The organism is Paraburkholderia sp. RL17-381-BIF-C, assembly GCF_046026435.1.
Lineage (GTDB): Bacteria > Pseudomonadota > Gammaproteobacteria > Burkholderiales > Burkholderiaceae > Paraburkholderia.
In genome coordinates, this window is the sequence record NZ_JARESX010000032.1 from 16,421 (window position 1) to 33,651 (window position 17,231).

A 17,231-nucleotide genomic window follows, 5' to 3' on the forward strand; every position below is an offset into this window, starting at 1 on the left:
CCAGGCGGCTCCGCGCCGCATGAGCTCGCGCAACGTAAAGCAAGCCATCGGCACCTCAACTATCCAGTCGATCCACCAGCGCAAACGGAATACTCTCAGCAAACAACTCACGGTCTCCCGTCGCGCTCGTTTGCGTATTCAACTGCAGCGCGAAATTCAAACCGGGACTCCGCGTGCTGGTGGTGCGCTCCTTGACCTTAAGCTCAATGGGCATCCACGAAGCTGGCTCGTTCAGAATGCCGTTCACCTTTTCATCGATCTCCGCACGTCCTGCAACCGCCTCGCCCGGCGGCAATTGCTTCGACATCGCCGCCAGCATGTCGAGTTGTTTTGCCGCGCTACGCCGCAATCGGTAGCGGTGAAAGTAAGTCTGGTTCGGTCGCCGGTTCGCCTTCACATCGCCAAGATGCCGGTCGAGCCGTTGTTCCGCCAGCGTGCGCGCCGGCGGTTGCTGTGGCTCGGGTCTGCCATTCAATCGCGCCTCCTGTCGTTCGCCTTCCTGTTCAGCGTTCACCTGCTCGGTGAACAGATCGACCCACTGGTCACGGCTCGCATCGAGCGCACGCGTATAGGTTTCGGCGCTCGAGTATTCGGTGTCCAGTAAGCACGCGCGATGCATCAGCGAACCGTCTTCGCGAACCAGTTGCACTTTGGCGAGCCGGCTGTCGTCGTTGAACGTCATGGTCGCGGACGGCGCGTCGAGCGAGACGATGCCGACGCCCACGCTCGACTCTTTCGCGCCGACGGGCTGCGTCGCACTGACGGTCCCGCTCAGCCGTCCGATCAGACGCGAGCCGGCGCCGACGCGATGTTGCTCGACCTGCACGCGCCCGCTTCGCTCGTTCGAATCGAGCGTCTGTCGTGCGGTTTTCTCGTAACCGATACCGACGTTGGCGCCGGCGCGAAACGGCGAACCGGTCTTCGGCACGCTGACGGAGAGGCCGAGATCGGCGGACGCGCCGCGTTTGACGGTGCGCGCCACCGTGTCGGTCCAACTGATCGACACATCGGGATCATCGAAATAGCGTTCGGCGAGCCGGGCCCAGGTGCCGCGCGAGCCACCCGAGTTAGCGCCGTGCGCCTGGGTCGCTTCGTCGAAGACATGATCGATGATGCCTTCGAGTTTTTCACGCATTGCATTGTCATCGTAGCCGGTGCCGTTCGGATTGACGCGACGTGCGACACGCAGCGACACGCCGCTCGGCTCAGACAATTCCTGCGAGTGCAGCACGGCCTGGGTGGTCAGTCCGGCGCGCAACTGGGTCAAGCCGACGTCCATGTCGTAGCCCACCAGCACGCCGACCCCGGCATGCCGCACCTGCGTTTTCGCGGTGCCGACGAACATCTCGACGCCGTGCGTGCCACGGCTCAACTCGACCACCGCTTCACGGCTCTTCGACGCGCGCAGATCGACACGTGGTGCGATCGGCACGCCGCCGGTGTGCAGCACCTTGCTGAGATTCGCCGACAACCCGCGCGTGCTCACACCGATACGGCGGCCGTCGGTAAGACGCAGACGCGAGCTCGATTGCAGATCGTGCGCCACGTCCTTCAGCGTTTGCCGGACCGCGGCGACGCTGTCCGCATCGGCAGCCGGCGCAGGCGGCCGCGCCTGGTCCTTCAGTTTCGATACGTGGGCCCAGAACGGCGAATCGGCAGGCACCTTCGCGACCTTGCCCCACGCGGCGAGCCGCTCCAGAGTGAACGGTTGTTTCGCGATCGACCGGAACGGCTTGCTGCGCGCCAGCGTATGCGGATCTGCGTTGGCCCAGCGCGTCGTCTCGCTTTGCAGGCGCGCGAGCGTGGCGGGCGAGCCGACGTCGCGCGCTTGCAATTCGGCGCACAGCTGTTGCGCGCGTTCGGTGACCTCGTGCAACTGATCGGCGTCGAGCTTTCCATTCGGAAAGCCGCCCGCTTCGAGCCAGACATGCAGCGCCGCGAGTTCGGCAATCGACTGTTCCGGGCGCGCGTGCGAAAGCGCGGCCGCGGCGCGCATCTCGGGCCGCTCGCACAGCGGCGGCAACGACTCACGCAAGGCCTCTTCGAACTTGCCCTGCTCGGTGCCGATGGTCTTGCGCGGCACGCCTTGCGTGCCGAAGCGCAGTGCCGACAATGGCGAGCTGCGTTTGCCGGCGAGCCGCGGCAAGAACGTCTTCCAACGGTTGTCGCCGACGCGGTCGATCGTCTTCGCTGAGAATTTGTTCAGACGTTCGCGCGCCTGTGACAGCTCGCTGCCGCGTCCGTCTTCCCGAAAATTCTGGCGCCATGCGAAGAACGCGCCTTTCTGATCCGCGCTCAGCGCGCCGCGGCCTTGCGTGGCCAGCGTGGACGCTGCGTCGTAAGCCTGCCACGCGAGCGGGCTGTCATGCGTCAGCGTGCCGGCCACGGGCGCCGAGCGCGCGGCGACCGCGGCGGGCGCGGGGTCCTGCGCCGGGCCTGCGCCGTATAGAGGCGGATCGAGCGCGTCGGCGGCTTGCAGCATCATCCGCTGGGCGAGTTGTGTCGACCCATCGCCGGGCTGCGCCTGTCCGTGATGGCGCAACTGGTTCAGCGCGTCGAAACCGGCGTCGGTGCGCGCCAGCGTGCGCGCGACTCGCCATGCGCCGGCTTCGGCCGGCGTCGTCGAGCGGGCCGAGTGCATCTGCGCGAAGTCGAGCTGTTCGAGTGCATCGAGCACCGCGTTGGCGCTGTGCGCATCACCGATCTGCGCGCCGTGTAACGCTTGCGCGAGCAATGCGCCGCGTTGGGTCTGTGTGGCGGCATGCGGGCCGCTCAACGCGGCCAGCCGATGCGCAAGCTCGCCCTGCGCGAGCAGGTCGTGGTCAGGGCCCGGCAATTGACGGCCCACGTAGTCGCTCAGCGCGGCCGCGCCGGCCATCGCGTCGAGCGGGATCGTGGATGCGGCGTTTGCGTTGGCATGCTCCGCAGCGAGGCTCGCCGCCGGGGAGGACGAAGACCGCGCGGTCTTGCCAAGCGCCTGGCGCATTTCCCGTTCGCTCCTGGCCAGCGGAGTCCCGGCCGCGTTCGACGCCACTACCGGTTTGGCCGAATAGCGCGCGCCATTCGCGGTGAAATCGGCCGGCGCAAATGGCTTGCCGTGCTGGCTCGATTGCGAGAGCGCCGTGCTGATATCGAACTTGCTCGCGCGCAGCCGCGCGCCGGCACGCGAGAGCTTGTTGCTGAACCTGCCCAGCAGCGTTTCGTCGACTAGCGGCCGCCCCTGAGGCGCACCCATGTCTGGCAAGGCGGATGCGCCGCCATGCTGATGAACGGGCGCTTCAGTCGCTTCGGCCTCGGGCGAGGGGATCGAGTGCGGCGGTACTGCGTGGATGTCGGACATGGCGCGTGAGGTTCAACGAGCGGCAGTTGAACTCACGGTACGAAGCGCATGTGACACCCCCAGGCAGGGTGCGAAGCGAAGTCATCTTGCGCGAAGCAGCCCCTCGGGCGCGGATGCATCGAGCGCTTCGAGATCGACGGTGATGCGCAGTTCGAGCCGTCGTGCGCGGTGGTGCCGGGCGCGCAGCAGCGCGTCTTCGAGCAGCGGCCTGACCACCCGTGGATTTTCGCCGCCGCGCAGACGCACCATCGCAATCAGACGCAGCAGTTCCGGCACGTACCAGAGCTCGCCGGTGCGCTCGCTGCGGCTGACCGCTTCACCGAGCGTCGCGCCGAGGGATGCCGCCAATTCAGGTTCGTCTTGCAGCGCGATGCGCGGCAGCAGTGTGGCGATAAAGGCGATGTCGGGCACATAGATGCGTTCGCGCGCAATCCGCTTCATCGCGCCGGTAATCAGCCGCCGCGAGGCGTCCTGATCGCCGCGCCGGGCGTCGAGCCAAAGTTGAAAGTCGAGGCCGAGACGCAGCCAGCGTTTGACGCCGGCTGCTCGCGCTCGCGTCACCAGCGCCGCCGCGCAGGACTCGGTGAGCGCAATGTCGTCGTCGAGTGCGGCAAGCGCGCAGGCGAGCGCGAGCGCGATGCAGCCCGCGAGCGGTTCGCTCTCGTCGGCGGGATCGCGGATCGTGACGCGCAGGGGCGCTGCCATATGCGGTTGACCGACCAGCCACAGCGCGACGGCGTGAATCGCCCGCGCCACGAGATGCAGCGACAGCCCATAACTGGTGGCCACCGCATTGGCCTCGCGGCTGACGTCTTCGTCGATCTCGGCGGCGGCTTCGTCGTTGAGCCCGACAACCGGCGCGAGCAGACGGATCGCGGTATCGAACTCACCCGCATATGCCTTGACGATGCCTTCGATGCGCTGCGCGTTGATGCTCACCGCCTGGCTGTGTGTCACGGGCGCAATTTCGCTGAATTCGCCGGAGAGGCGCCGGCAATGCTCGACTTCGCCGGCGTCGAGCGCGCACATTACGAGGCAGAACAGCGCACGCAGGCGGTACGGCGTGTCGGCGCAGATATTGGCGAGCTCGTAGGTGCGCTGCCAACTCTCGACGATCTCGTTCGACGCGCTGCGCTTGAGCATCAGCGCGCGGGCGAGCACGGCGCGCAGGCGCATCTCGTCGCGGATACGGCGCATCGACACACTGTCCACGCGCGCGAGCACCGCGCGCACCCAGCCGATATATTCGTCGACGAGCGCGAGCGCGCCCCACATCGGCGCCGTGTTGTCGAGCAACTCGATGCACAGTTCCACCTTGTCGACCGAGACGGCCCATTCGAGCGCCGCGCGCAGCGCGTCGATATCGTGGCGGCTATGCGCGCTGGCCATCGCGACACCCGCGCCGAAGCGGCGGGCCATGTCACGGGCGACGAACTGCGCGTGGTGCAGATCGGCCTCGGCGCTTTCGCGGTTCCGCTCGAGAGCGTCGAGCGCAAAGCGGCGCACGGCGGGCGGCAGGCGCAGCCGCAAGGCACCGTCGCAGTCGACCGTATTCACGAGACCCGCATCCATCAGTGTGTGAAGCTGACGTTCCAGCAGGCGCGGCTCGGGAGGCCCGAAGCCGTAGTCGCTGCCGAACGCGCCGAGCATTTCGCAGGCGGCGTCGTGCGAGAACGCGGTGGCGAAAATACCGAGCCGGCGCAGCATGGTGCGGGTCGGGGCGTCGAGCGCGGCATACGACAGGTCGAGCATGACGTGAACGATCGCTGCGCGCGGCAGCACGATGCGGCGGCCGCCGCTGCGATGCGTCATCACCGTATCGAGTTCGCGCGCGAACGCCATGATCGCGTCTTCCGGCGGCACGCCTGCGCGCACCTGTCCGGCGATCGTCGCCGCAGCGAGTTCGAGCGCGAACGGCACGCCATCGACCCGCCGGCAAATTAGCGCGGCCGCCGCCAAGGTGGCCGGCGCGATGCTGTCCGCTTCGGGCAGCGGTGCATGCAAAGCGGCCGGCTTCAGACAGTGCGCGAGCCGCGTGAAGAGCAAACGCAGCGCGTCGTAGTCGAGCGTGGCGGGCGTGCCGTCGATCTGCTCGGGCGGCGCGCGCAACGCGGCCACCGGCACGGCCGTTTCGCCGCCGATGAAAAGCGGCGACTCGCAGGTGGCGATCACATGCAAGCCGCCTGTGTTTGCCACCAGAGTATCGATGAGCTCGGCCGCCGCTTCGCTCAGATGGTCGCAGTGATCGACGATCAGGAGCATGCGGCGTTCACCGATCTGTGCGGCCAGGTTGGCCGGCATCGGCAACTCGCTATCCGGCTCCAGGCCGACGGCCGCACCGATCGCGTTCGCAATGCGGTCGGGCTGTGCGAGCGAGGCAAGCGCCGCACAAAAATCACCGTCCGGAAAATGTGGCGCGAGGCGGCTCGCCGCTTCGATCGCGAGGCGCGTTTTGCCGACACCGGACGCCCCGGTCAGGGTGACGATGCGGCGCGTGGGCACCAGTGCGAGCAATTCGGACAACTCGGCATGACGGCCGATAAACGGCGACGGGTCGATGATCTGCGAGCGCAGCGACGTGACGGCGCTGGTCGGCAGCAACGCCGGAAATGCGGAAGCAGTTGGTGCGGCTGCGGCGGCCAGGCTCGATGCGGCGGTGACCGGCGCGAGCCGCGCGGAGGTAGCGGCTTTGGCATAGCCGGGACGCGCGGAGGCAGAACTGGCGCCACGCCACGTCGCGCTATAGGGCGCCACGTGCGGCGAACCGAACGTGAGTTCCGCCGAGATCGGCGGGCTGGCCGCGGCGGTCGCCGCGAACGCGGTGGCGAGCGACGCGGCAATGCTGCCGGCATTCGCCACCGGAAGATCGAGTCCGGCGTCGGGCGTTTCGAGTACGCGGATTTCACCCGCAAAGCGGTAACCGCGGCCGGCCACGGTCACGATCAGATCGCGGTCGTCGTCGAGCGCGCGGCGGATCGCGGAGATTTGCGCCTGCACCGTGTTCGCGTCGACATTGCTGCCCGGCCAGACGATTTCGCGCAACTCGGCGGTCGACACCACGCGGCCGCGCGCCTCGAGCAGGGCAGCGAGCATCGCGAACGGGCGCGCGCCGAGTTCGATGACGGCGCCGTCCGAAATCAGCAGGCCCACTTCGCGCGCGAGCCAGAATCGCGAAAAGGCGATCACCTGACCGGTGAGTCGCGGTAGCGACATGATGGGTCTCCGGCGTAGTTGTGTTTCGGTCCACCGGCGAGGGGTACTCGCGAGGCACGCATAACGAAAGACCGCGGTGCGGTATTCGTCAGACCTTTGTATTATCGCTCGGGAAGTGAACAATTGCTTGTGTAGCGGACACTTCTTCATTCCGGCTCGGGCTGCACGTCGGCGCGGATCGACTCCGTCAGGCGTCCGCGAGATCCCACTGCATCGTGTTGCGCAGCCACGCGACGCCTTCGCTGGGTGGCTCCGGCGGCACCGCTGCGGGGCGCGTCAAGGCGTAAAGATAGCTGTGAGCGGCGGCGAGGCCGCGGTTCGGCCGCGGCTCGTGATTGGTCAATATCGCTTCCTGAACGAAACCGAGGCGCTCCATCGAGCTATGCGCGGCGCCGTCCACGGCGCAGCACGCGAAGACGCGGTACACGCCGGGTTGTTCGATCAGCCAGTCGATCAGTTCCTGCAACGCGAGTATGCCTGCCCGGCGGCGTCGGGCGCCGCCATGCCGGCTGATGATCACACCGATCTCCACGCGCGGCAGCGTCGGCTTCAATTCGATCAGCGCGGTCAGCCGACCGGTTTCCTTGCATTCGAGCGCGTAGCGGATCAGGCTGCCGTCGTCCCAGCCGCGTAGCGCCTCGTCGACAAATTCGACGGTCTGCGCCACGCCGGTATGGCGCAGCACCGGCAGGTCGCGCATCGTGCCGGCGTCGCCGAGCATCTGATCGAACAGGGCGGGGGCATCGGCGAGGGTGAGCGGGCGCAGCCGCAAATAAGGCGTTTCCATGCTGTCGAGCGGGATGAAGCGCATGAGTCGGACTCCGAATGAGCGGCGAACCCGCGCAGTGTGCGGCCCGCGTGTGACTTGCGCACGACGGGCCGCGAACCGGCGTAAGGGGGTGCGAAGCTGTCTCCGGCTTCGCTTCGGCACACACCGGTTCGCACTGTGGCCGCGAGTGTCGTACGCCGGCTGTAAGGTCGAACAGAATGCCTGTTCGACGTCCCGTCCCGCGCTTCGTCACTGCAGCGCGCATTGCTATCAGGAGCCTCGCACCATGCCGGATTCCCCGTCGATTTCACGCTCGAGCAGCACGCTGCCGCTCTCCAATGTCGGCACGCAGTCGTCGCCTGACAGCGGCGGCCGCCCACCTGTCGATGGGCAGGCGCATGCCAGTCAGCAGGCGGATGCGAGTCTCAGCCAGCTGGCCGCCAACGGCAGCGGCGAGGCAAGCGGCAAGCGCAAGGGCGCTTCTTTCGCGGCTAACACCTCTTCAGCGGCGGCCCGGCCTGCGGTGCCTCAGCAAGGTGTCGGCGCGATGCCGGGCGTCGGGCCGGGCAGCCCCGGCCGCTTTGGCGCGTTGGCGCAGGGCGGGCTGGTGCAGGGCGGGCTGGCGCAGGGCGCGGCGAACGTGGCGACCAACACCACCGGTCTGGCCTCGGCAGGGTTGAACGTGCTGGGCGGCGTGATGCAACTGGAGCAGGCGGCGGTCAACCAGATCGCGGAGCTGTTGAAGCAGGGCGCGCGCAATATCGAAGAAGCGTCGAAGGGCTAAAGCGGGCTTAGGCCCGCAGCCAGAAAAACTCCCCGGAAGCGATGCCTTCAAACATCTCGTCGCTCGATTCGACGATGTTCTGCCGCCAGTAGCGGCCATGCTCCGCGTAGTGGGCGAGCAGATCGGCGAGCCCTTCGCCGTTCAGACCGTCGGCGAACGGCAAGCGCAGGACCAGCACCACGCCGCCCGTGTCCGTATCCAGTCCCAATTGCGCCTGGTCCTGCGCATAGATCAGCAGGTTGGCTTCGAGCATGAGCCGGAAGATGACGAGCGTGCGCCCGGCCGTCACCGTGCCGAAATGAAAATTCGCATACATCGCGTCGAGGTCGCGCTCGAAATAGTCGAGCCGCACGTCGAAGCCTTCGACCTCGATCGACCGTGTGCGCAGCACGTGCTCCGCGTCGCCGAGACCGACGGTCGCGCACAGGTCCATGATCAGACTGGTGTAACGCTCGCTGCTCATCCTCGTACCTTGACTGGGCGATGCGCGCGGGGTTCGGCGCGCCGCGGACGCGAGCCGCGTGCCGCCTGCGGCGAATGCCGGGAACGTTGCAAATAGGACGGCCGTATCCCGCGCGAAGCGGGACCGGCCGTGTGCGGACCGCCGCCAACGGCGAGCGGCCCGTAGCTGCGATGCCTAGCTGCCGCGCGACGCATCCTTCACGTTGTTTGCGCCGCTCTTTGCGACGTTCGCCACCGATGCATACATGCTTTGCTCGACTTGCATCTGGGCGGACATCATCGTCATCTGGTCCATTTCCTGCGTGAGACCAGCCATCATTCCGCCTGCGCTTCCTACTGACATAAAAACCTCCAGTGACTATGGGTAGAGAGTGAGTGGCCTATATCGAGACCTGCCGCCGCGCCGGTTGCTCGTGAGAGCAGGCCGCCGCGGCAAGCGCGTTGCCCGCGGAGCCCGGTGCGTGATGAGCACGAGATTCGCGGTGAGCGGTCGCGTCGCCTGATCAGGCGTGCGCGCCGGCCTGTTTTTCCTGCAGCCGCGCGATCACCCGCGACGCAGCGAGAAAGCCGCGGTAGAGCTTCGCCAGATTGCTGCGATCGAGGTCGGTTGCGCCCTGGGTTTCGCTGATGCGCTGCGCGGTTGCGTCGAGCGCCTGACGGATCGCTTCCACCTTCGGCGCGCCGTTCGGATCGCCGAGCGTCTTCTGCAAGTCGTTGAATTCGCTGGCGTGGGCTTCGAGTTGCTCGTACATGTCGATCTCCAGATTGAACGGGGCGGTGTGCGGATGTTGAATCAGCTGGACGGACCGCGCGGCTGCGCAGGTGGCAGCGTGGCGGGGTCGGGTAGCGGCACGACGCCGGCCGCGCTGCGGGTGACGGTGTCGTTGTCGACGACCGAGGGGTTGGCCGGGCTGATCCGATGCGATGGGGTCGCCGCGGCTGCCGCGTGCGCGGCTTGCGGGTTGCCGTTCGCGTCTGTATTGCCGTTGCCGTTGCCATTGCCATTGGTAAGCGCCGCGCCGCTTGCGCCCCCCGTAGCCGAAGCCGCGTTCGCCGCATCGCTTTCCGATGCCGGCGGATCGACCGCGTAGATATGCTTGACGCCGTCCGGCGTCTGCGCGTACCGGACGTCGTCGGAGGAAATCATTTCGGAGTACGACGCTGGGGTCGTATTGCCCGCGGCGACGTTAGCGTTCTCGGCGGCCTCGACCACCACGTTCTTCACGTTTGCGTCGAGATCCGCGCGCACGCGCGCCAGCGCGGCGTCGAGATCGGCGCGGCTGCTGACGGCGCCGGTCACCGCGAAGTTGCCGTCGCCGAGATAGCGAACGTGAGCGCCGGCAACGCCGAGCGAATCCTCGATGCTGCGCGCGTCGTTCTGCGCGACGTCGTAATTGCGCGAGATGCCCGTCGTCGAAATGCGCGCGAGCAGGTTGCGTACGGCGTCGTCGTCCGCGGGGCTCGTCACCATGCCGGTCACCACCACGGTGCTGCCGACCGCGTGCGCCTGCAAACCGCTCACATGGGCCGCGGCCAATGCCTCGCTGACGCGCTGCGCGCGGTCGTCGGCATTGCGCGGCAGGGCGGCGCGGCTCATCTGCGTGGTGGTCAGCAGCGAACCGGCGATGATCACGATGCCGAGCACGAAGCACGCCACCACGGCGCCCACATAACGGCGGCGTTTTTTGCGCTCGGCCGCGAAGCGCGCTTCGGCTGGGCGGGTCAGCAGCATCGACAGCAGATCGAGATCGGATGGCCACACGGCATCGTCCGCCCCGACGCACAGGATCATGTCGTCGAATTGCATCGGCACGAAGTCCACCAGCAGCACCACTTCTTCGGCGCCGGCCGGCTGCGCGTCCGCCGTGCCATGCGCCTGCGCCAAGGCCACGCGCTGCGCGCTGACCACGCCGCTCGCGTCGACGTGCAGCAGCGCATCCGCGCCCCGCCAGTCGGTGAGGCGGATATCGGCGTCGTCGTCGGCGCCGACACGGTGCGTGCCCGGCGTGAGCTGCAAATGCGCTCCCGCGTGAACGCCCGTCAGTATCCGCAGCAGTTTCATCGTGCTCGCACAAGGTGGGTGGGTGGACCGCCGGGGCGCGCGCGGCGCACGGCGCAAGCGGCCCGATCGACCTTAATGTAGCTGCCCGTCATGGCATGTCCCGCAGCGGATGCGAAGGCGCCGCATGGGATGCGAAGCCGCGCGGCAAAACGCCTAGCGGTTGCCGCCGGGAAAGGCGCGGCGCGCGCGTGGTGGTGACGAGGTCGAGGTCGAGGTCGAGGTCGAATACGGCTGCGCCGCGCCGGGTGCCGCCGCATGGGCGCTCGTTGCCGCGGCCGGCTGCGCCGTGCCGGAATCGAGCGCACCCGGGGAGGTTCCAGGCGTCTGCGCCGCCCCCGGCCCCGCCGACCGACCGAGCGCGCCAACCCGCAGCGCGCATAACGTGTCGATCGAGCGGGCGAGTTGCGGCGCGTTGGACGGTTTGTCGGCATGCAGCCATAACAACGGAAACAGCAGGTTGAAACGCTGCACCCGTTCCGGCGCCGGCAGTCGGGTAACACTCTGGCGAGCACCCTCGGATACCGGGCCGCCGGCGCGCTCACGCAACGCGGCCACACCGCACCCGGTCCCCGGCTGTGACGCCGCAATGCTGCCGATTTTCTGCTGCACGCCAAGCAGGTCGATCGCCTGTTCCAGCACGCGCGCGTCTAGCGGTATCTGTGGATTGCCGGCCAACTGCTCGCGCAGGTTCAACATATCGGTGCGCCATGCGTCGCGCACCGCCGCGGCGCGCGCGATTTCCTGGCCCGGCTGCGCGTACTGCGCAGCGATCGCGTCGAGCCGGCCGGGCGGCGGAGGCGGCACTGCGCCGCGATCGCCGCGCGCCTTGATCGCCGGCGCCGCGCCGGCATCATGCTCGTCGCCGTGATCGCCTTGTGAGTGATTTCCGCCGCCGCCACGTCCGCCGCCGTCGCGGTTGACCTTCTGGCCCTCGGCATGATGCGCTTCGGCGTCCTCCGGGCCGTCGTCGTCGAGCGCGGCGCTGTTGCCGCGCTGCTTCTTCGCGGCGCGCCGCTTGCGCGCCAGCTGATCCGCCATTCTCTTTGCGCGGACCGAGCTCACCGACGGACCACGCTGGGCGTCGCTGCCATAAGTGAAATTGGTGGTGCCGCGATACAGCGCCGCGAACTGCGCACCGTTGCGCGCACCTTGCGCGTTGGCGGCTTTCTGCTGCGCCTGGGCGACGTGCTGCGCCTGGGCCGCGGCCGTCTCGCTGCCTTGATGAGAGATGCGGCTCATGTCGATCGCCTCGCGGGTGGGTCAGGCAGTGCGCCGCTTTACAGCGGCACGGCCGCCTGCATCATTTCGTTGGCGAAATGCAGAATCGCCGCGCACGACAGCGGTGCGGCGACCACGATCGCCACAGTCACCGCGATTAGCTTGACCGCGTGCGACAGCGTCTGGTCCTGCATCGACGTGATCGCCTGCAGGAACGACACGCCTAGCCCGACCACCGCCGCGACGATCACCGCCGGCAGCGAAACGGTCAGGCACAGCAGCATGCCCTCGGTGGTGAACCGGATCAGCGAATCGATTTCCATGTGAGTTTTCCTGCGGGTTTTCCGGCTGATTGTCCTGATGCGTGACTTCGGAAACTGCGCTACCTGTAGGACATCACGAGACCGTGGATCAACGTCGACCAGCCGTCCATCACGACGAACAGCAGCAGCTTGAATGGAATCGCGACGTTGGTTGGCGTGACCTGATTGAGGCCCATCGCGAGCAGCACGTTGGCAATGATCAGATCGATGACGATAAACGCGATGTACAACAGAAAGCCGATCTTGAACGCGTCGGTCATTTCCGTCAGCGTGAAGGCGGGCGCGAGCACGATCAGATCGTCTTCCTTGATCTGCGCGGCTTCGTCCTTCGGCCACACTACGGAAGCGGAGCGCAGGAAGAAGCGTTTTTCGCGCTCGTTCGTGTGCTTGACGAGGAACGCGCGGAACGGCTCGCGTGCCGCGCCGAACGCCTGGATCAGCGCCTGCGAAGGCTGCGCCGCGAGCTGCTGGCCTTCGAGCGATTTTTCGGCGAGCATGCCGATCGGCGCCATCACGTAGATGGAGACCAGGATCGCAATGCCGTTGAGCACCATGTTCGGCGGCACTTGCTGCACGCCGAGCGCATTGCGCAACAGCCCCAGCGCCACGACGATCTTCGCGTAAGACGTGACGACCATGGCAACGAAGGGCAGCAGGCTGATCGCGACGACGACCAGCAGCAGCCCGGTGATATCACTGAATTGGACCATGCCTGTGCGCCATGCGAATGATGCGGATACCGAGATGCTCGCCGACCGTCACCAGCTCGCCATAGCCGATGGTCTGTCCGTGCGCGACGAGCCGCAACTGGGCGTCCGCCACGGGCACCGGCAGCTCGAGCACATAGCCGGGGCCGAGCGTCGACAATTGGGCGAGCGGTAGCGCCACCGTGTCGATCTCGAACTGCACCGGCAGTTCGAGTTCGCCGATCCGGATGGGATCGGCGGGGTCGTCGATGGCGAGCCCGGCGTCGGCGCTCGCCGGGTCCAGCTCTTCTGACATGTTCGGCTCCTTGACGATGACGAGCGACGGCCCGTCGATTTCCACAGCGGCACACAAACGGGTGAGCCCAGGGGTTCCCCACGCGGCGACGGCACGTGGCCGCGCATGGGAAGCAGATAAGTCGTTCGAGGCATCGAGCAGCGTTGCGTCGAGCGAAGGGAAGGTGGCGCGCAGCAGCACGTCGCCCGGTTCCAGCGCGTTCAGCGTGTCGACGGGCAAGCGCTTGAGCCCGAGAACCAGGCAGCCGGGGACGGCGAGGTCGAAGGCGGTTCGGGTTGCCTGAGCGAAGGATGCGGAGGTTTCGACCGATGTGCATGACGCGCCCGGAACATCCGCGGCGGGCGCCACGGCTGATGGAGCCAAAGCAGTGGGTTCGGTACGCAATAGCCGGTCGAGCAGGTCGTAGCACGCGGGATCGGCGCTGAGCGCGATCCGATGGCGGCGTTCATCGAGTGCGAACGAAAGCGCCACGACAGGCGAAACGTCCGAAGCCTCGCCCGTTGGCCTGCGCGTCGAAATCGCGCCGCTCAGGCGGCCGCGGCGAGCGGCTATGACGCGTGGATCCCCGAAGCCCGCGCGGATCAATCGCTCGAACAGCGGTTCCAGCACGACGCCGGCAACCGCGTGGCGCAACGCGACGTCGGCGGGCGGCTTCTCTGCAAGTGCGTTGCTGTCCGGCCACGCGGCGATGGCGAGGGCCGGATAGGCGTGCAGGTCGAGGGCCACGCGCACGGCGACGGGGGATATGGCGTTCTGAGGCGCGCACGTCAGTTCGATGACGCCGGGGTCCGCGTAAGCCGCATCGACGCTATGTGTATCGACCAAGGCCGCTTGCCATTCGGTGACGCCGAGCGCCGCATGTAGATATCCGGCGACGCGCGCATCGCAGAGCGTGCGCGTCACGCGAGCGGCGGCGGGCGTGACCGCAGGCAAACGCAGCGGCGCGATTGGCGCGACTGGCGCGACAGATGCGATTGGTGCGATCGAAGCGACCGGCGCCACAAAAGCGACCGATGCAACCGATGCAACCGATGCAACCGATGCAACCGATGCAACCGGCGCAACCGGCGCTCCGGCAACCCCCACGTCACCCGCAATACGTGCCATGTCCGCTTCCCGCGCACGCGCGGCATGCGGATCGGTCGCGGCTTCGTCTTCGGTTGTCGGCTCGTCGAGCGGATAGGCCATGCGTAGGGAATCTGTCACCAGACCGTGAGTTCGATTTCGCGGGCTTCACCCCACGCGCGCAGCAACGTGTCGAGTTCTCGTTCGAGCAGTGCGCTGTGTTCCAAGAGTAGTTGCCTCGTCGCCGTATCCGGCGTGTCGAACCGAAGCTGCAGACTGAAACGCGAAAGCGTCAGATACAGCGTGGTCTGCGGCAGCAGTGTCTGATCGAGCGGCAACTGCACTTCCCAGTTGCCGGCTTCGGCAATCGAAGGATCGCCGCAGAACGCGCCGATCTCCCGCGCAAGCGAGCCGAGCAGTTGCACGAAGCGCTGCTGCTGCCGGTAGACGGCGGTCACGACCGGCGCCGCGGCATCGGTGACGCGCGCGCCGATCGCCAGACGCTCGGGCGAGGGCATGCCAGCCGCGCCTGAAGAATCCGCGTGAGCGCCGCAGGCGACGTTCGCGGAAGCGTCCGCGCCCGCATCGCCGCCGCTGTGCGCGAACGGGCGCGGTGCGGGCGGCGCAGTCGCCTGCGCGCCGACTTCGAGGGCATCGTCGTCACCGCCTTGCGAGCCGGCATGCGCATCGGTATTCGCCTTGCCGTTGAGCCGCTGCAATGCACGCCGCCGTCCGAGCAGCGACGCATAGTCGAAACCCCGTCCACCCGGCCGACGCGATCCCATGGATGCGTCGGTCTCATCGGGCGTCTCACTGTCCGCCTCGCCGGGAATCACGCGCACGTGGCGCGAAACGATATGCGTCATCGCGACGGCCTCAGATCGACACGCGGCCGAGCGGCCGCAATTCGACGTGCTCGCCGAGTTCCTGATACGAATACACCGCGAGCCAGCCGAGCCGCGCCTCGATCATGCGCCGCACGTAACGGCGAATATCCATCGACGTCACCAGCGCCACCCCTTCGCGCGGCGCGGCGCCGACGAAGGACTGGATCTTGTCGATCAGCAAGGTGGCTTCGTCGGGCGGCAAGGCGAGGAAATTGCCGGTCGGCGTCTGCTTGATCGACTGACGGATATGCTGCTCCACCGGCATGTCGAACAGCACCGCCGACAAGGTTCGCGCGCCGCTCGCGGCACGATGCGCGAGAAAGCGCGAGAGATCGCCGCGCACGTATTCTGTGAGCATCAGCATGTCCTTCTCTTTCGGTCCCCACGCGATCAGACTCTCCATGATCGTGCGGACATTGCGGATCGAGATCTGCTCTTCGAGCAGGCGGCGCAGCACGTCGGCGATCCGTTGCGGCGGCAGCACCTTCTGCACTTCGGCAACGAGGCCCGGATAGTCGCCCGCCAGCTGATCGAGAATCCACTGCACTTCCTGAATGCCGAGAAAGAGCGGCGCGTGGCGCCGCATCAGCGCCACCGACGCATGCGCGAGGGCCTGTTCCGCGCGCCATACCGGTGTTTTGGGCGGCACCGCGCGCTCTTCGAGCCAACGCGTCGGCGTGCCGCTCGTGTCGAGCGGCGGTCCCGGTTCGCTTTGAGCGATGAGCGCGTCCATGGCCCGGCTTTCTTCGCTCGTGAGCGTGACGGGTGCGGCCGAATGCGCGAGCAGGCCGGCTTCGGGCAACATCACTTTGCCGGCGGGGAGTTCGAGCGTGAGTTGCGGCACATCGTGCACGAGGATCTGGCAGGTGGAGGGCGGCAGCGCGGCATAGGTCCACATGGTGATGCCTGGAAACGGCAGGCCGAGTTCTTCCTGCAAGCGCGCGCGTTCGGTTTCGAACGACTTGTCGAGTGCCGGCATGGTCAGCCGGGCGACCAGGTCCGGCGCGATGCGAACGCCGAGCGGGCAGGTGAACTGCGGTGCGCGCGCGAGAATCGCGGGCACGTCGATCTTCGAACCCGAGCGTTGCATGGCGTGCAGCGATTCGCGTTCGTGGTTCTGCTGCTGCGGCTTCTTTGCGTTCAGGCGCCATGCGGTGAAGGCGAGTGTGCCGGCGAGCAGCAGGAAGAGCGCAGCGGGAAAGCCGGGCACCGCGGCAAAGCCCAGCAGCAGTACGGCTGCGAAATACAGCGCGCGCGAACTGGAACCGAGCTGGCGGCCGATCTCGTCGCCGAGCGAACCGGGCTTGAGCTGCCGTTCATCCGCGACGCGCGTGATCATCACGCCGGCCGCCACCGACAACAACAGTGACGGAATCTGCGACACCATCGCATCGCCGACCGAGAGAATCGAAAAGCGATTCGCCGCTTCGCCCGCGCTCATGTTGTGATAGGCCACACCTACTGCGATCCCCGCGACGATATTGATCATCGTGATGATCAATCCGGCGATCGCATCGCCTTTGACGAACTTCATCGCCCCGTCCATGCCGCCGTGCAGCTGGCTTTCGACGGCGAGCGTCGCGCGTTTGCGGCGCGCTTCTTCCGCGGTCAGCAGATTGGCGCGCAGGTCGGCGTCGATACTCATCTGCTTGCCCGGCAGCGCGTCGAGCGTGAAGCGCGCGCCGACTTCGGCGACCCGCTCCGAACCCTTCGCGATCACGATGAACTGCACGGTGGTGATGATGACGAATACCACCAGCCCGACCACCAGATTGCCGCCCACCACCAGTTCGCCGAAGCTCTCGATGATATGGCCGGCCTCCGCATGCAACAAAATCGACTTGGTCGACGCGATGTTCAGCGACAGCCGGTACAGCGTGGTGAACAGCAGCAGCGAAGGAAATGCCGAGAGCGACACCACGTCCGGCACATACATGGTCACCATCAGCAAGGTCACGCTGATCGTGATGTTCACGCCGAGCAGAATGTCGATCAGCGTCGGCGGCAGGGGCAGGATCATCAGCGAAATGATCGCGACGATCAGCGCCACGATGCCGATTTCACCGCCGGCAGGAAGTTTCAGCGTCTTCAGCATGGTGGGTCTCG

14 protein-coding genes are annotated in these 17,231 nt (G+C 67.0%); 1 reads left to right on the top strand and 13 read right to left on the bottom strand.

Annotated elements, in window-relative coordinates; translation table 11 throughout:
- Window positions 1-55: 55 nt before the first annotated feature.
- The 3 genes from P0D70_RS20310 to P0D70_RS20320 all read right to left on the bottom strand — a co-directional run bounded on the left by P0D70_RS20310 (window position 56) and on the right by P0D70_RS20320 (window position 7,364).
- Entirely contained in the window at window positions 56-3,340 is a 3,285-nt protein-coding gene (locus P0D70_RS20310) for an autotransporter (RefSeq protein ID WP_408185793.1), read from the bottom strand.
- 81 nt (window positions 3,341-3,421) lie between these two features.
- Entirely contained in the window at window positions 3,422-6,553 is a 3,132-nt protein-coding gene (locus tag P0D70_RS20315) for an ATP-binding protein (RefSeq protein WP_408185794.1), read from the bottom strand.
- A gap of 187 nt (window positions 6,554-6,740) precedes the next feature.
- Complete coding sequence (locus P0D70_RS20320; protein ID WP_408185795.1) at window positions 6,741-7,364, bottom strand: GNAT family N-acetyltransferase; 624 nt, start codon at window positions 7,362-7,364, stop codon at window positions 6,741-6,743.
- A 244-nt stretch (window positions 7,365-7,608) separates the two neighbouring features.
- Between P0D70_RS20320 and P0D70_RS20325 the strand changes: the two genes are divergently transcribed.
- A complete protein-coding gene (locus tag P0D70_RS20325; protein WP_408185796.1) occupies window positions 7,609-8,106 on the top strand; it encodes a hypothetical protein in 498 nt (165 codons plus the stop codon).
- A gap of 7 nt (window positions 8,107-8,113) precedes the next feature.
- Here the strand turns inward: P0D70_RS20325 and P0D70_RS20330 are convergent, their stop codons facing one another.
- The 10 genes from P0D70_RS20330 to sctV form a co-directional block, all read right to left on the bottom strand.
- Window positions 8,114-8,569, bottom strand: a complete 456-nt coding sequence (locus tag P0D70_RS20330) for a CesT family type III secretion system chaperone (RefSeq protein WP_091792693.1) — start codon at window positions 8,567-8,569, stop codon at window positions 8,114-8,116.
- A gap of 174 nt (window positions 8,570-8,743) precedes the next feature.
- Complete coding sequence (locus tag P0D70_RS20335) at window positions 8,744-8,911, bottom strand: hypothetical protein (protein ID WP_177204927.1); 168 nt, start codon at window positions 8,909-8,911, stop codon at window positions 8,744-8,746.
- A gap of 160 nt (window positions 8,912-9,071) precedes the next feature.
- Complete coding sequence (locus P0D70_RS20340) at window positions 9,072-9,320, bottom strand: type III secretion protein (RefSeq protein ID WP_408185797.1); 249 nt, start codon at window positions 9,318-9,320, stop codon at window positions 9,072-9,074.
- Window positions 9,321-9,361: 41 nt separating this feature from the next.
- The gene (locus P0D70_RS20345; RefSeq protein ID WP_408185798.1) at window positions 9,362-10,630 is read right to left on the bottom strand and encodes a type III secretion protein; all 1,269 of its coding nucleotides are present in this window, start codon (window positions 10,628-10,630) and stop codon (window positions 9,362-9,364) included.
- A gap of 153 nt (window positions 10,631-10,783) precedes the next feature.
- On the bottom strand, window positions 10,784-11,869 hold the full coding sequence (locus tag P0D70_RS20350; RefSeq protein ID WP_408185799.1) for a hypothetical protein: 1,086 nt from the start codon (window positions 11,867-11,869) through the stop codon (window positions 10,784-10,786).
- A gap of 38 nt (window positions 11,870-11,907) precedes the next feature.
- A complete protein-coding gene (gene sctS, locus P0D70_RS20355) occupies window positions 11,908-12,171 on the bottom strand; it encodes a type III secretion system export apparatus subunit SctS (protein WP_091792697.1) in 264 nt (87 codons plus the stop codon).
- Between the two features lie 59 nt (window positions 12,172-12,230).
- The gene (gene sctR, locus P0D70_RS20360; protein ID WP_408185801.1) at window positions 12,231-12,881 is read right to left on the bottom strand and encodes a type III secretion system export apparatus subunit SctR; all 651 of its coding nucleotides are present in this window, start codon (window positions 12,879-12,881) and stop codon (window positions 12,231-12,233) included.
- Complete coding sequence (gene sctQ, locus P0D70_RS20365) at window positions 12,865-14,379, bottom strand: type III secretion system cytoplasmic ring protein SctQ (RefSeq protein WP_408185802.1); 1,515 nt, start codon at window positions 14,377-14,379, stop codon at window positions 12,865-12,867. The genes sctR and sctQ overlap by 17 nt, the downstream gene beginning before the upstream one ends.
- On the bottom strand, window positions 14,376-15,104 hold the full coding sequence (sctP, locus tag P0D70_RS20370) for a type III secretion system protein SctP (RefSeq protein ID WP_408185803.1): 729 nt from the start codon (window positions 15,102-15,104) through the stop codon (window positions 14,376-14,378). The genes sctQ and sctP overlap by 4 nt, the downstream gene beginning before the upstream one ends.
- Before the next feature lie 10 nt (window positions 15,105-15,114).
- On the bottom strand, window positions 15,115-17,220 hold the full coding sequence (gene sctV, locus P0D70_RS20375; RefSeq protein WP_408185804.1) for a type III secretion system export apparatus subunit SctV: 2,106 nt from the start codon (window positions 17,218-17,220) through the stop codon (window positions 15,115-15,117).
- Window positions 17,221-17,231: the final 11 nt, after the last annotated feature.

Coding starts and splice junctions, on each gene's coding strand:
- P0D70_RS20310 (WP_408185793.1), bottom strand. CDS start 3,340: ATGTCCGACATCCACGCAGTACCGCCGCACTCGATCCCCTCGCCCGAG.
- P0D70_RS20315 (WP_408185794.1), bottom strand. CDS start 6,553: ATGTCGCTACCGCGACTCACCGGTCAGGTGATCGCCTTTTCGCGATTC.
- P0D70_RS20320 (WP_408185795.1), bottom strand. CDS start 7,364: ATGCGCTTCATCCCGCTCGACAGCATGGAAACGCCTTATTTGCGGCTG.
- P0D70_RS20325 (WP_408185796.1), top strand. CDS start 7,609: ATGCCGGATTCCCCGTCGATTTCACGCTCGAGCAGCACGCTGCCGCTC.
- P0D70_RS20330 (WP_091792693.1), bottom strand. CDS start 8,569: ATGAGCAGCGAGCGTTACACCAGTCTGATCATGGACCTGTGCGCGACC.
- P0D70_RS20335 (WP_177204927.1), bottom strand. CDS start 8,911: ATGTCAGTAGGAAGCGCAGGCGGAATGATGGCTGGTCTCACGCAGGAA.
- P0D70_RS20340 (WP_408185797.1), bottom strand. CDS start 9,320: ATGTACGAGCAACTCGAAGCCCACGCCAGCGAATTCAACGACTTGCAG.
- P0D70_RS20345 (WP_408185798.1), bottom strand. CDS start 10,630: ATGAAACTGCTGCGGATACTGACGGGCGTTCACGCGGGAGCGCATTTG.
- P0D70_RS20350 (WP_408185799.1), bottom strand. CDS start 11,869: ATGAGCCGCATCTCTCATCAAGGCAGCGAGACGGCCGCGGCCCAGGCG.
- sctS (WP_091792697.1), bottom strand. CDS start 12,171: ATGGAAATCGATTCGCTGATCCGGTTCACCACCGAGGGCATGCTGCTG.
- sctR (WP_408185801.1), bottom strand. CDS start 12,881: ATGGTCCAATTCAGTGATATCACCGGGCTGCTGCTGGTCGTCGTCGCG.
- sctP (WP_408185803.1), bottom strand. CDS start 15,104: ATGACGCATATCGTTTCGCGCCACGTGCGCGTGATTCCCGGCGAGGCG.
- sctV (WP_408185804.1), bottom strand. CDS start 17,220: ATGCTGAAGACGCTGAAACTTCCTGCCGGCGGTGAAATCGGCATCGTG.